We start from the raw sequence: 14,676 nt of genomic DNA, 5'->3' as shown, positions 1-14,676 counted from the left end.
TGCATGATGGAAGAGTTTAAACAGCTTGAAATCTACCTGTTTCCTATAGTGATGCTCCTTGCCATCGGAATGAATAACTGGAAGCGGGAGGAACGGACGCAGGGAGACCGGATTTTCGGGTTTCTTCCGTTTCTGATTATCTGCATGATGGGCAGTGATGTGACGTATCATGCACTGCAGCTTTATGTACATCGGTTTACGGTGCTGTATGCCGGGTATCTGGTGTACTGCTTCTTCCTGACAGCAGTACCGTATGCCTGGCTTTTGTATGTGAACGGAAAGCTTTCTGTGCGGCATAACCGGCGGTGGACGGCTGCGGTATGCCATGTTATGACAGGAACCGCTATTGCTGTGGTGCTGCTTACGGTGATCATTCCCTGGAGACTGAGCACGGAAGGATGGGGCGTGCATGCGGTGTCCTACAGCTTAAATCACGGCAGTCTGCCGGCAAAGCTGGTAAGTATTGCGATGTATCTGATGGGACTTATTCTGACAGCGACGGCGTATCCGAAGGAGGTTACCAAGGAAGGGCAGAAAGAGACGCGCTATCTGCTTGAGGCAGGCGTGTTCAGCCTTGTGGGCGGAATGGTGCAGAGCTTTGCGGAGAGCTGGCGCACGGGAGGACCTTTTGTGGCACTGGCAGTACTGTTTATTTATCTGAATGCGCAGAACCGGCAGATCACGACAGACGGGTTGACCGGACTGAATAACCGCAGGGAGTTTGACGCACATCTGCAGCGGAAGATCGAATTGTGCCCGGAGCACGAGTGGGGACTTCTGATGATTGATGTGGATGATTTCAAGCGGATCAACGATGAACTGGGACATGCGGTGGGCGATGAGGCGCTCTGGCATACAGCGGATATTCTGCGGGGGGTGTTCGGCAAAGATCCGGTATTTCTCGCACGCTATGGAGGGGATGAGTTTGCGGTGCTCGGAGACTGGTTTGGGCAGGAACAGATTGAGGAAGCGATCGCGCGGATCCAGGAAGGTATCGACCGGTTTAACAAAGAGGGACAGCTTCCGCTGCAGCTGTCCATGAGTATCGGCTACGCGTTCTGGCATGAAGCCGGAAGGCGCGGGGAGAACCTGATACAGCAGGCGGATGAGCGGATGTATGAGGAGAAACAGAAAAAGAAACGTATGCGCGCATAGAGCGCGGTGCATGGGGAGGCGGACTGCGTGAGTACGGCAGCATTTTTACAGATCAATTTCATACCGGCGGTTGCGCTGCTTATGATGCGCCATAATACCAGGCGGACGCTGTCTTTTTCGTGGAGGACACGCGTGCTGCGCACGGAGATGCTGCTGTTTGTACTGCTTTTACTGTGCCGCACAGCGATTTTGTGCAATCTCGGAAAAGGCGGATTTGGTCCAAGGATTTTGTTAAAGGGGCTGGGGGTGTGGTATGCGTTCGGCCTTTTGGCATGCGCCTACCTGTGCTTTTTGTATGTGCTGGATGTGGCGCAGGACGGAAACGGACAGAGAGGGATAAAATGCTGGATTCTGGCGATACCGGCACTGATCGGCAGTGCTGTGCTGCTCTCAAACCCGTGGACGAAGGCGGTCTATTTTATCAATATGGTGAATTACTATAAAAAGGGACCTGCGGCATATCTGATACCTGCCGTGGGCATGTTATACCTTGTGGTGGCATTCCTTCTTGCTGCGTTTGGTGCGCGCCGTGCCGGAAGTGCGCAGCGCAGGGGAGAACTGGGGAAGCTTGCCGCCGCGTTTTTGTTCCCTGCTGCGGGCATTCTGGTAGAAAAAATATTTTCCATGGATGCCGCATGGGCGTTCACGGTTGCAGCATTGCTGTGGGTGTATCTTGGTATTCAGAAAGGTCAGGTAACGCAGGACGGACTGACCGGTCTTAACAACAGACGCAGACTGGATCAGTATATGTGGGAACTTGACGAGCGCAGCGGAGAGCGGGAGACCTGCTGCTATCTGCTGATGGATGTGAACAAGTTCAAGAAAGTAAACGATACCTACGGTCACGTGACCGGCGACGAGGTGCTCAGGCTGGTGGCGGAGCAGTTAAAGCGCACCTTTGGCAATATGCAGGCGTTTCTGGCACGCTACGGCGGGGATGAATTCGTTGTGATTGTAAAAGGTAAGACGCAGGACGAGATGGACGTGATTATTCATCAGACACAGGAGAATGTAAATGCAATTGCCTGGGGAGCGGATACCCCGTGGCAGCTGTCGATCAGTATCGGCTGCGCGATGCGGGGAGAGCAGGGAAAGCAAAAAAGCCATGAACTGCTGGCGCTTGCGGATGAGCGCATGTACCGCCAGAAAAAAGGTATACAGGACAGATAATCCGGGCATACTCTCTTCATACGTTCCGATGGGAGCAGAAGACGGAGGGTTAGTGCAATGAAGGATGGAGAAGTGAGAGACTTTGGCAGGCGGGATAAGATCGGCTACATGTTCGGTGACTTTGGCAACGATTTTACCTTTATTTTTGCCAGCTCGTTTCTGATGGTATTCTATACCAAGGTACTCGGTATCAGCGGTGGAATGGTGGGGACACTGTTTCTGGTCGCACGATTTGTGGATGCATTCACGGATGTGACGATGGGACGCATCGTCGACGCGGCACCGCCGGCGCGGGATGGAAAGTTCCGATGCTGGATCCGCAGGATGTGCGGACCGGTGGCGCTGTCGAGTTTTTTAATGTACCAGACTGCCATGGCGCAGGCATCTATGCCGTGGAAGATTGTCTACATGTATGTTACTTATCTTTTGTGGGGAAGTATTTTTTATACATCGATCAACATTCCGTATGGTTCGATGGCATCTGCGATCACGACGGAGGCATCGGAGCGGACGGCATTATCGACATTCCGGTCGATTGGGGCGACACTGGCGGGGCTTGTGATCGGCATCGTGACGCCGCTTTTTCTGTACACGACCGATGCAGACGGCAATCAGGTCGTGCGCGGCGGCGGAACATTTACGGTGGTTGCGGGCATTTTCTCGATTCTCGCGTTACTCTGCTATCTGGTCTGTTACCGCATGACTACGGAGCGGGTGGCGGTGGAGCGTGACGTGGACGCGGAATCTGTGAGTTTTGCGGCAACGCTCGGTGCGATTGCGAGGAGCCGTGCGCTTCTCGGAATGATTGGAGCCGCGGTATTTCTGCTGCTCTCCCAGCTGTTAATCAGCACGATGAACAATTATATTTATCCGGATTACTTCGGGGATGCCCGCGGCATCTCGCTGTTCACGCTGCTGTCCACACTGGTGATTCTGCTGGTGGTAGCGCCGCTCGGTGTGCCTGTTTCCAGACGATTTGGGAAAAAGGAGGCGTCCGTGGCGGGGATGCTGTTCTCCGGTGTTGTATTTGCAGTCATGTATGTGCTGAAATTACAGAATATGTGGCTGTTTCTGTGGCTCGGGGCAATCGGATATCTCGGGCTTGGCTTTTTTAATACAGTGATCTGGGCGAATATCACGGATGTCATCGATGATCAGGAAGTGCAGACCGGGCACCGGGATGACGGAACCGTCTATGCGGTATATTCGTTTGCCAGAAAGGTCGGACAGGCGCTGGCAGGAGGCATCGGAGGATGGGCGCTGCAGGTGATCGGGTATGAGCCGGCTGCGGCGGCGCAGACGGATGTGGTGCGGCGTGGATTGTACACCACAGCAACGCTGGTGCCTGCGATCGGATTTTTTGTTGTGGCAGCGATTCTGTGGTTTGTGTACCCGCTGGATAAGCGGCGCGTGGAGAAAAACGTGGAGGAACTCAAGAAAAAACATCTGCCCGCTGAGCACTGACTGGTGCGGCGGGCAGATGTTTTTTCTCTGCCGGGGATTACTCGATTTCGATGACGCTCACCGGGCAGCCGTCAGCGGCTTCCTGCGTGGCATCTTCCTGTTCCGGCGTCGGCTGATGATAGACCTCCGATACATTTTCATCGTTCATCCGGAAGACCTCCGGACATACACTGGCACACAGCCCGCAGCTGATACAGCCTTCGATCACATTTGCTTTCATAGGGCATCCTTTCTGTGAACCTCCCGGGGGAGGTGAATGATGGTTACCTGTTTAGGGTTGCCGGTGTAAACGCGTCATATACGAAAAAGCCGTTAAGAAACCGCTAAGAAATTAAGAAAAAGATGATTTTACAAATACAAGTTTGATATAAAAAGAATATATGTTACAATAATTAGCAAATGCGGAAAGGATGGTGGGAGAAATGGCGAACAGCAAAAGACATAAGTTGGTATGCTGTCTGATGGCGATGGCTCTCCTGCTGTCTTTTTTTTATGTGGTACCGGATCCGGCAGGCAAGGCGGAGCGTGGAAATGCTGCAGCCTGCGTGGCAGACGGGCAGGCTGCTCTGACGGGAGAGATGAGGCACGAAGGTTCCTGGCAGAATATGATGTCTGCACAGACGCTGCTGGAAGCAAGGGACGCAAATCCGGATGCCTGCACAGATACGTTCACGATGATTCATTCCGTGCTGGATGAAGTCGTCATGCGGGAGCAGGCGGGCATGCGCAGCCTGCTGTCCAAACTGCTGGCGGTGGTTGTGTGGGTGATGCTTCTGGTATGCGTTGTCTGCCGGATTCTAAGCCGCCGTTACGGATGTCGCATGATTTACCATTGGGAGAATATCTATTATATACACCAGACAGATGGAAAGAAAGGAGATTGCTTTCTGAATTACTTACATATATAGAAAAACGTAATGACAGGAGGCAGTTTCAGTGAACTATAAAAACCAAATAAGTGACAGAGTAAAGATTTTGCTGATTGATGAGGATGAAAGTATTTTTTATCTGATCCGCAGGGTGCTGCTGCGGGAGAACTATAGGCTTTATACTTCCACCAGCGGACGCTCCGGCATGGAGATGAGCACCAGTATCTGCCCGGATCTGATTCTGATGGATACCCAGCTTTCCGATATGGACGGGATTGGTCTGATCCAGTGGTTCAGAGAGTGGACGGATTGTCCGATTCTCGTTGTATCCGGACAGACGGGATATATGGATAAAGTCAATGCCCTGTATGCGGGAGCGGACGACTACATTGTCAAGCCGTTTCATGAGCAGGAGCTTGCGGCGAGAATTTACACCGCGCTGCGCAGAAGGATTCCGGGAGGACAGGGAAGCTTTTATCAGGCAGGAGATCTGAAGATTGATTTTTCAAGACGACAGGTAAGCCTTGCCGGGGAGGAGATTCATTTTTCGCCAGTGGAATACCGGATTCTGGAGTGTCTTGCCCTCAATTCGGGAACTGTGGTGACGTATCAGATGTTGTTAGAGAAGATATGGGGACCGTATGCAAGCAGCGGCAGCCGTATTCTGCGGGTCAATATGACAAATATCCGCAAGAAGATAGAGAAGATCCCGATGGATCCGACGTACATTACCACGATCCCGCGTGTGGGCTACCGCATGCTTGAGAGTCAGACGGCATCGGTTGTCTGAGCTGAGGTTGAAGCGGAAGCTTTGGATGATGAAGTGCCTTTGCCTTCAAAATAGGAATCATAGATTCCGTAGATAAAACCTCCGATAATGATAAGAATACCGATCACAGAAAAAATGTGTTCAAAGATTGTCATATAAAATCCCCCTTTGGTTTCAGTTGTCATCAAGTATAACAGCCAGGAAAACGGAGGGGGATTTTGCCGCTTTTTTTTAATTTTTTCATAGTGTACCAGGAAGAGACTTAACACTTTTTTAGCAGCGGGAGCCAGGCAGAGGCAATATTGTATGCTTTTTGAACAAAATGGCTATATTTTGTTAAATAAAGTACTTTTTCGTAGAAATATATGGCAATATTTGTGTTTTTTGCTATAATAAGGGTAATATGTTAAGAAACAGGGAGAAGGTTATCAATATGAAAAAGGGGAAGAAGCAGGCAAAGCGAAGAAACGCGAATGTTACGATGGCATTTGGAATCCGGGAGAAGATCGTGCTGTGTTTTCTTGTGCCGGTTCTGTTTATGATTGTGCTTGGAATTATTTCCTACCGCAAGGCGGCGGACGGAATGAGCAGTTCCTATCGCGATTCCACGCAGCAGACGATCGAGATGGCGTTGCAGAATATCGATACGAGCAACTCGTTCATCAGTGCAGAGGCATTAAAATACGTGGTGGATTCGGATCTTGGAAAGTATTTTGTGGGGATTTACGACAATGATCCAACGTCCAAGCGGGCGTTGATTGACCAGGTGAAGACAAGAATTCTTGCTTCCCAGGTCGGCAACTCCTATATCAGCAATATCTATATTATTCCTTCCGGCGATCTGCAGATGATCTCGACGAAGAGCAAGGCGCAGAAGGGCATTTACCAAGAGTACATGGATGAGATGGCGGCTGATGGCAAGCTGGGACAGTGGGATGACCATCACAATGCGCTGGATGAGTATCTGAGCATCGACCCGTCCGGATACATTATGGTATATCAGGCAACCGCGCAGAACGGTAAGGCGGTTATCGTAATCGACATCAAGGCGGAGGCAGTCACAGAGTTCATGCAGGGACTGAATCTGGGAGACGGAAGCATTGTGGGATTCGTGACTGCAGGCGGCAGAGAGCTTGCAGTGAAGCGCAATGCGGGAGACGAACAGGGAACGCCGGTCGAGGGAGAGACGATTTTTGCAGACAAGGATTTTTATCTGCAGGCGAGTGAGACGGACGGCGTAAGCCAGGTGCAGTACAACGGAACAGAGTATCTGTTTTTCCACAGCAAGAGTGAGGATACCGGGGCAACGATGTGTGCACTGGTGCCGTTAAAGGTCATTACCGGACAGGCAGAGTCCATTAAGCAGATCACGATAGCGGGAGTTCTGATCTCCAGTATCATTGCACTTTTGATCGGAACCGCAGTGACAAGCGGAATCCGCAAGAATATGAAGCGTATTTCCGGAAGCCTTGAGGTTGTGGCGGAAGGTAATCTGGCAACGACCGTGTCCGTGAAGGGACGCGACGAGTTCCGCGGACTTGCTGCTGCGGCAAATGACATGATCGCACACAACAAGCAGCTGGTGCAGAAGGTCAGCCAGGCGACGGATAAGCTGGCGGCATCTGCCGGTGAAGTGACGAATGCATCCGGTATTATTCAGGAGTATTCGCAGGATATAGCAAACGCGATCGGTGAGATCAACGAGGGCATGGAGCGGCAGTCCACACATGCGCAGGAGTGCGTGAGCAAGACGGGAACGCTTTCCGAGGAGATTCAGGAAGTCAACCGTGTGGCGCGCGAGGTAGAGACGCTTGTGTCTGAGGCGGAGGAGATGATCCGCAAAGGTATGGACCGGATCGAACAGCTGGGACAGCGCGCGAATGAGACGACAGCTGTGACCGCGAAGGTGGAAGAAAGCATCGAAGACTTGAAGCGCGAATCGGAGACGATCAATCAGTTTGTTTCTGTCATTACAGATATTTCGGAGCAGACGAACCTGTTATCGCTCAATGCATCGATTGAGGCGGCAAGAGCCGGAGAGGCAGGACGCGGATTTGCGGTTGTAGCCGAGGAGATCCGTAAGCTTGCAGACAATTCGGCGGAGGCTGCCGGAGAGATCCGCAATAATGTGGAGAATATCAGTGCGCAGACCGGCGTGAGCGTCGAGAGCGCAAAGCAGGCGGGCGAGATGGTTGCACAGCAGACCGAAGCAGTGCGTGAGGTTATCGGTGTATTCCAGGATATGAGCGATGCCATGGATAAGCTGTTTGACGGATTAAAGGAGATTCTTGCCGGAACGGAGCGTGCCGATAAGGAGCGCGAGGATACGCTTGAGGCAGTACATAATATTTCTTCTATCATTGAGGAGACGGCAGCAAGCGCCGAAGTGGTGAAGAAGGTTGCCGCAAGTCTGGAGCAGAATGTAGAGAACTTAAACGGCACGGCGGAGAGCCTGGGAGATAATATGACAGGTCTTAAGACCGAGATCGCCGTATTTAAGACAGAATAGGCGAAGAACATTTAGAGAATATAATAGAAGATAAAAAAGCGGCAGCCAGTCGATCATGAGATCGGCTGGCTGCCGCTTCTTGAACGCAGAGAGAACTGCATTTTATAAAGCAAAATTTGCAGGGGTCACACTGCATCAGAACGCGCAATCAGAGGTTCAGGCAGGAAAGATTAAGCAGAAACTGCCGGTGCAGCAGCTCTCTGGAGAGTATAGCAGACTGAAAGGAGTCAAGCGCAAGCTGATAGACATTCGCATACTGTACATAGTGCCAGTGAAGTTCCGTCTGCCAGTTGTCGAGTGTGATCAGGCGGTCTTCATCCAGATGAAAATCAAACAGATGGCTGCGCAGCTCGTAAAGGGCGGCATAGCGGAACAGGTTGGCGAGCATATGGCATGCCTTATCTGTGTCAGTGATGGCAGGCAGACGCACGCTGCCATAGCGCTTAAGCCCTGCAAACCGGGAGCCGGTTCCGGAAAGGTTCTGGGCGATCTCGGTCTCGAGAAGTGTGCCAAAATCGGTGTTGTAGTAGTTTAAGGTGGCAGCGACCAGGGTATCCGTCAACTGGACAAAGGACGGATGGTGCAGACAGTCATGCTGCTCAAAATACTCGTCCATAAAGTCATAGAGAACAAAAGACTCGCAGCTGAAGTGATATTCCGGACGGTATGCATTTAAAAACTGCGGCAGCAAAACAGCCAGTGCGTCCGTGTGATGCATCAGGCACAGGCAGAGTGCTGCGTAGAAGTTCCGGCAGTCCACGAGCAGGGCATCCAGCGGCAGATTGCCGTCTGCGTAAGGCAGGCTGGCAGCCTCTGGCGCATGATCTTCTATCAGAGAGTTGATAACTGGTGTGGTGGTGCCGAAAGGAACCCCTGCAGTCAGCACAATGGCGGCATACAGATAAAACGGTTCAAAGCCGTCCGCTGCGATGGAAGGCGAGAAATAGTCGTCTGCAGAGAGATAATCCTCCAGTGTCTCAAAGCTGTCCTCGGCCGACGGGCAGGAAACCTGATCTGCGAGGAATTGTGCGAGATCCGGATGCTCTTCTGACACGCAGGATAGAAAACGAAAGAGCGAGTAGGTGAGAACACGCTGTCTGCCGGCAGGCTCCTTCGTGTAGTTTACAAGAAATGCGGGGGGAAATAATTGATCGTTATAAGTTTCCATGAAGAACTCCTTTTCCAAAAGTAATCCGTATGTGTGTGCGGACGGATGCCCGCAGCGCATACCGACATCATAGCACATTTTAGAATTAGATGCCATCATGCGTTTTCATTTTCCGTCAGGTGTGTTACAATAACAAGCAGACATAGAAAGCAGACAGAGGGAAAAAGATGCCAAAACAGAATCAACCAAAGGAAGAGAAAAGAGAAAAGGGGACAGCACAAGCGGTCATCCGTGAGATTTTAAGCTGGGTGATACCGTTTGTAATCGCGCTTGCCGTTGCGATGTTTTTGAAAAATTATATTATCATCAATGCCGATGTGCCGACCGGGTCGATGGAGAACACCATCATGCCGGGGGATCGTCTGATCGGAAACCGTCTGGCATACCGGAGCAAGTCGCCGGAGCGCGGTGATATTGTCATTTTCCGTTATCCGGACAACGAGGAAGAACTGTATGTGAAGCGTGTGATCGGGCTTCCGGGCGAGACCGTGGATATCCGGGACGGATACATTTATATTGACGGAGCGGATACGCCGCTGGACGAGGATTATCTCAAAGAGGACTGGACGGTGGCGACGGGGAATTATCATTTTGAGGTGCCGGAAGACTCTTATCTGATGCTGGGGGATAATCGGAATGATTCGTGGGACGCACGATACTGGACGAATCCGTATGTGAGAGAGGATAAGATTCTGGGCAAGGCGGCAGTGATCTACTGGCCGGTGCATGATATTGGAAAGCTTGAGTAGGGGAGAAGCGATCGAGGGGGTAGTTTTATGGTTACATTATTGGCGAAGATATTCATTCAGGAGAAGAACGATCAGGCGAAGATTCGTGAAGAATATGGTGTGCTGTGCGGTGTGGTAGGTATTCTGTTCAATGTACTGCTCTTTGCGGGAAAATTTCTTGCGGGTACCATCAGCCATTCCATTGCCATCACGGCAGATGCGGTCAACAACCTGTCGGATGCGGGATCTTCGATCGTGACGCTGGCGGGCTTCAAGCTGGCAGGCACAAAGCCGGACCCGGAGCATCCGTTCGGACATGGCAGGATTGAGTATATCTCGGGGCTGGTGGTGGCAGCAGCGATTCTTCTGATGGCATATGAATTGATCCGGGATTCGGTGGGCAAAATCGTACATCCGGAGGAGACAGAGTTCTCCGGACTGATTGTTGTGATTCTGGTGTTGTCGATTCTGGTGAAGCTGTATATGTATTTTTACAATCACATGATCGGGAAAAAGCTTGATTCCGCGGCAATGCAGGCAACAGCGATCGACAGCCTGAGTGATACCTGCGCGACAACGGCAGTTCTTGCGGCAACACTGATCGGACATTTTACAGGACTTCACATCGACGGATGGTGCGGTGTGCTGGTTGGTGTATTCATCCTGTATGCGGGGATCAGCGCGGCGAAGGAGACACTCAATCCGCTGTTGGGACAGCCGCCGGCAGAGGATTTTGTCATGCAGATCGACCGGATTGTCATGTCGCATCCGGAGATCTGCGGGATCCATGATCTGATCGTGCACGATTACGGTCCGGGGCGCAAGATGGTGACGCTGCATGCGGAAGTGCCGGCAGACGGCGATATTCTGGAAGTACATGATGTGATTGACAACGTGGAGAATGAACTGCGGGAGAAGCTGGGGTGTGAGGCGACGATACATATGGACCCGATTGTGACCTCCGATGAGCACGTCAGTGAACTGAAAGCCGCTGTCGTATCGATCACAAAGGGAATAGATGATGTGATTACGATCCATGATTTTAGGGTAGTCAGCGGTCCGACCCATTCCAACCTGATCTTCGATGTGCTGGTGCCGTTCCAGTTCAAGATGAGCGATGAGGAACTGGTTGCGGCGATCTGCGGAAGAGTCACGGAATGCCTGGGGGATAATTACTACCCGAAGATTAAGGTTGATCATGCCTATGTAAAATAAAACGAAGAAGATTGCGGATGTAAAGGAATTGCCGCAATAAGCAGAGTCCTCTTTGGAGTGATAAGTAATATTATGAGAAGCATGCCCCTGCGATTTCTGGTGGAATGCCTATGGAACATTCTGTTCAAAAAATGCGGCATTTCTAACCAGCCGGTGACTGCATCTGCGATGATCCGTGTCTTTCCAAGTTTGGAGCACTCTACGGACTGTGTCCGCAAGCCAACAGACAATTTTAGGACTTTTGTGTGTCCCTTATGGCACCAATGAACAAAACATAACCGCGCGAAGCCGATGTCTAAATTGGCATCTGCCCTATTTTCAATAGCAGATGCCAACGAGTTTCGGTTCGCGCGGTTTTATATTGTCTGTGAAGCGGTGCCATTAGGGACACTAGAAAGTCCGCTCATTGTCTGTGGCTTGTCGGACACACTCCGAGAGAGTCCAAACGTGGAAGAGACACGGAATCAGATGCAGTCATCCGGCTGGAAGAAATACACACATTTTTCTCCAACGAATGTTTCATATGCAGTTCCACCCGAAATCTGCATCATGCGCTTCCTGTAATATTACTTATCAAAGTAAAGTACGGTATGCTTATTACGGCAGTTCCTTTTAGCATCTAGTTGTTGGAATCTGATGCAGCTTCGGAAGTGACGGCTGAGCTGTCGGCTTTGGAGGTCGTTTCGGAGCTGCCTGTCTCAGAGCTTTCTGTTTCTGTGTTCTTCATCTCGGAACTTTCGGTCTCAGAGCTTTTCATTTCAGAGTTTTCTGTTTCTGTGTTCTTCATCTCGGTAGCGGACGTCTCCGGAATCTCGGTCGGATCTTCTGTCTCCGGAACAATATCCGGATCTTCGTAGATAACCTCGCCGGTACCGGCACGGAGCAGTAGGCTCTTGGAACCGAGGATATTCACGGTAATGGTATCGCCGTTCTGCACATTGTCCAGGCTGGTCGTAATCAGGTTCGATGTCAGGAACGTGGTAGGAACCTTATTGCCGTTTACAAAAATCTTCGTATTCTTGGTAAAGTTCGCACCGTACACCGTCAAGGTATTGTTGCTTGTATTCTTGCGGACAGAGGAGACGGTAACGTCCTCCACATCCATCACAAGGTCGGATGCAGGGTAGCGGTCCTCTCCGCCGTAGGTGTAGCGTTTGCCGTACAGCAGATCGTACTGCAGATCCTCCAGACCGGAAAGATAGGTCTCGGAAGCGGTCTGTGTCTGATGATAACGGAACATGGTTCCCTCATGAATACCTGCCTGATCGGTAATGTGAGCGAGAAGCTGGTAAGCGGTCAGATCAGCATCTTTTTTTGCAAGCCCCATGTTGTTCCAGGTGATGTACTTGGTCTTGAAAATATCACCGGACTTCATATCCGCATCGGTGAGTCCCATCGTTGGAAGATGATCGCCGAAGAACACGATGATGGTGTCCTCTCCGCGGCGGTCAACCGCTGTGATCAGATCTCCGATGAAGTCATCCACTTCATGAATCATGTTGACATAATATTCCCACTGGTTGTTGGAAGCCTCATCTGCGGCGCCGGAAACAAGAATATCCGGATTTTCCAGAATCTTCTCGGTCGGGTAATCGCCGTGACCTTCCACGGTAATGGTATATACGAAATCGGACTGGTTTTCCGTCGCGTTCATAGCTTTTACAGTCTCCTGTACCAGCACATCATCAGTCGGCCAGTTGCCATTCGGCGTGTACTGGGAGATGTTCATGCACTCCTTGCTGGTAAAGGTATCGAATCCCATCATGGAAAAAGCATTGTTGCGGCTGTAGAAAGTAGCGGTATTGTTATGTACGACATGCGTACCATAACCGATCTGGGAGAGATCATCGGCAATACTTTCGCAGTCCGTCTGTTTTAAGATCGTCTTGTAAGGATACTCACCGGTACCGAAATACTGCATGCTCATTCCGGTCAGAACCTCGAACTCCGTATTGGCGGTACCTGCACCCACGACCGGTACGGTAAGGTAACCGGTGGAATAGTTTGCCTCAAGGTTGTGGAAATTCGGAATCGGATCTTCGGACATATTTAAAAAGTTTACTTCGTAAGGATCACAGAAGGACTCCAGTAAAACACAGATAACATTTGGCTCGCTGCCTGTGGAAACAGTGGTCGGGCTGCTGGCGGAATCAACAAGGGTGTTGATCGCATCAACGGTTTCCTCGGAATAATCCTCCGGTTTATCCATGCCTCTTCCGACAACACTGGTGGAAAAACCGTACACAAAACCGTAATCAGAGTAGCCCTGCGCAATATTTGCAAAATAGGAAGCAAGAATGTTGGAACTCTGTGCTGCCTGTGTGGTAATCGGAAGACCGATTAAAATCAGAGCGGCAATGGAGACCGGACCAAGCACGGTATGGCGTTTTCCCTGATAACGGGGTCCCTTTGCAAAGAGAAGACCAAGAATGACAAAGAAGGCAACCACAACGGACACGACCATGGTTGCTTCCTCCGCTGTAAAATAGTTGGTGTTCTGCATTGCGAACAGATCCGGCAGACATTTTAAGTCTGTGTAGCTGAACGGTGTGACACGGTTTGACAGAATCAGACCGTTGACGGTTCCAAGGAAAATCCACAAACCGCTGATTAAGATACGCATCTGTGTACGATATTTTGTCAGATAGACAAGGGATAGAGATGCAAAGATAATCAGCGCATTATATAAGAATGCAAGCGTGTGATTGCTGATGAAAGTTATAGCGCTCACAAAGTCCCGTCTGGAAATCGTCTCCACGGCAAGAATTAACAGACAGGCTAATAAAAAGTGGAAAATAAGAGAATACTTATTAAGGAAAGCAATCCGTTTATAGTATTTTTCACTGTGTGGCTTCTTCTGCGGAAGAATGCTCTTCAGAGATTGAAGCTTACTGGAAAGCGGTGCAAGCTTTTCTTTTAGAATGTTAAATAATTTTTTCATAGAACCCTCCCAAAATGACTGTAGGCGGTGTGAAACACCGATACGCTCACGCGTGCAATATATGTGGGCAGCCGGGCTGCCGATTCTCCAGTGTAAAACTCCTGTAAAAAGGAAGTAAAGCTAAATTTCGATACTAAGAGAATATAGCGCTAATTGCATCAAAAATCAATCGGGAAGATGAATAAAAAAGGTTTAAGATTTCCTGGATTTCTATAAAATATGAATAAAAAATGAACAAACTATGTCCAAATGAAAAATGTATCACTTTACAAACTTGTCGATCGCGTCATTTAAGTCCCGGATGACCTGCTCATCCCCGGTTTCAACGGCGTCGACCAGGCAGTGGCTGATGTGATCCTCTAAAATGATTTTACCGATATTGTTGATGGCGGAACGCACCGCCGCAATCTGAACAAGCACTTCGCTGCAGTCCCTGTCGTCTTCGATCATCGTGCGGACGGCCTCCATATGTCCGATCGCACGGTTCATGCGGTTTAAGACCGCCTTGGTATTCTCGTGGTGATGCGGATGTGTGTGAGTGGAGCCGTGGGCATGAGTATGAACGGAGCCGCTGGCATGAGTATGAACGGTGTCGTCAGCATGCGTGTGAGTGGTGCCGTCGGTGTGTGTATGAGTGGTGCCGTCAACGTGCGTATGAGTGATGCCGTCGGCGTGTATATGTGTATTT

At 50.4% G+C, this 14,676-nt stretch carries 13 protein-coding genes; 8 read left to right on the top strand and 5 right to left on the bottom strand.

The features are described from left to right. Positions 1–3 precede the first annotated feature (3 nt). From RHOM_RS16610 to RHOM_RS13465, 3 genes are read left to right on the top strand one after another with little or no spacing between them, the layout of a single operon-like run. Entirely contained in the window at positions 4–1,155 is a 1,152-nt protein-coding gene (locus RHOM_RS16610) for a GGDEF domain-containing protein (RefSeq protein WP_081468009.1), read from the top strand. Between the two features lie 27 nt (positions 1,156–1,182). Continuing rightward, complete coding sequence (locus RHOM_RS16605; protein ID WP_014080852.1) at positions 1,183–2,325, top strand: GGDEF domain-containing protein; 1,143 nt, start codon at positions 1,183–1,185, stop codon at positions 2,323–2,325. Positions 2,326–2,382: 57 nt separating this feature from the next. Beyond that, positions 2,383–3,789, top strand: coding sequence for an MFS transporter (locus RHOM_RS13465; protein ID WP_014080851.1), 1,407 nt, complete (start codon positions 2,383–2,385; stop codon positions 3,787–3,789). Positions 3,790–3,826: 37 nt separating this feature from the next. Here the strand turns inward: RHOM_RS13465 and RHOM_RS13460 are convergent, their stop codons facing one another. After that, complete coding sequence (locus tag RHOM_RS13460) at positions 3,827–4,009, bottom strand: ferredoxin (protein WP_014080850.1); 183 nt, start codon at positions 4,007–4,009, stop codon at positions 3,827–3,829. A 202-nt stretch (positions 4,010–4,211) separates the two neighbouring features. On the opposite strand from RHOM_RS13460, the gene RHOM_RS13455 reads away from it, so the two are divergent. Further along, positions 4,212–4,697: a hypothetical protein gene (locus RHOM_RS13455; RefSeq protein WP_014080849.1), complete on the top strand. Its 486-nt coding sequence runs from the start codon at positions 4,212–4,214 to the stop codon at positions 4,695–4,697. Positions 4,698–4,725: 28 nt separating this feature from the next. After that, positions 4,726–5,448, top strand: coding sequence for a response regulator transcription factor (locus RHOM_RS13450; protein ID WP_014080848.1), 723 nt, complete (start codon positions 4,726–4,728; stop codon positions 5,446–5,448). Here RHOM_RS13450 and RHOM_RS17740 read toward each other — a convergent pair. Beyond that, positions 5,427–5,582 (bottom strand): hypothetical protein, encoded by a 156-nt coding sequence (locus RHOM_RS17740; RefSeq protein WP_014080847.1) that lies wholly within the window; start codon positions 5,580–5,582, stop codon positions 5,427–5,429. The two genes, RHOM_RS13450 and RHOM_RS17740, sit on opposite strands and share 22 nt — an antisense overlap. Before the next feature lie 278 nt (positions 5,583–5,860). Between RHOM_RS17740 and RHOM_RS13445 the strand changes: the two genes are divergently transcribed. Then, on the top strand, positions 5,861–7,936 hold the full coding sequence (locus RHOM_RS13445) for a methyl-accepting chemotaxis protein (RefSeq protein WP_014080846.1): 2,076 nt from the start codon (positions 5,861–5,863) through the stop codon (positions 7,934–7,936). 148 nt (positions 7,937–8,084) lie between these two features. Here the strand turns inward: RHOM_RS13445 and RHOM_RS13440 are convergent, their stop codons facing one another. Next, on the bottom strand, positions 8,085–9,203 hold the full coding sequence (locus RHOM_RS13440) for a hypothetical protein (RefSeq protein ID WP_014080845.1): 1,119 nt from the start codon (positions 9,201–9,203) through the stop codon (positions 8,085–8,087). A 68-nt stretch (positions 9,204–9,271) separates the two neighbouring features. Here RHOM_RS13440 and lepB point away from each other — a divergent pair, with 68 nt between their 5' ends. Both lepB and RHOM_RS13430 read left to right on the top strand, forming a co-directional pair. Next, the gene (gene lepB / locus RHOM_RS13435; protein ID WP_014080844.1) at positions 9,272–9,853 is read left to right on the top strand and encodes a signal peptidase I; all 582 of its coding nucleotides are present in this window, start codon (positions 9,272–9,274) and stop codon (positions 9,851–9,853) included. A gap of 27 nt (positions 9,854–9,880) precedes the next feature. After that, complete coding sequence (locus RHOM_RS13430) at positions 9,881–11,047, top strand: cation diffusion facilitator family transporter (protein WP_014080843.1); 1,167 nt, start codon at positions 9,881–9,883, stop codon at positions 11,045–11,047. A gap of 619 nt (positions 11,048–11,666) precedes the next feature. Here RHOM_RS13430 and RHOM_RS13425 read toward each other — a convergent pair. Continuing rightward, entirely contained in the window at positions 11,667–13,988 is a 2,322-nt protein-coding gene (locus RHOM_RS13425) for a sulfatase-like hydrolase/transferase (RefSeq protein ID WP_014080842.1), read from the bottom strand. Positions 13,989–14,249: 261 nt separating this feature from the next. After that, positions 14,250–14,651, bottom strand: coding sequence for a metal-sensing transcriptional repressor (locus RHOM_RS13420; protein WP_044025055.1), 402 nt, complete (start codon positions 14,649–14,651; stop codon positions 14,250–14,252). Positions 14,652–14,676: the final 25 nt, after the last annotated feature.

The sequence above is a fragment of the Roseburia hominis A2-183 genome, assembly GCF_000225345.1.
Lineage (GTDB): Bacteria > Bacillota > Clostridia > Lachnospirales > Lachnospiraceae > Roseburia > Roseburia hominis.
The sequence above is the reverse complement of the archived record's forward strand: the minus strand, read 5'-3'. Positions and strand labels throughout refer to the sequence as shown.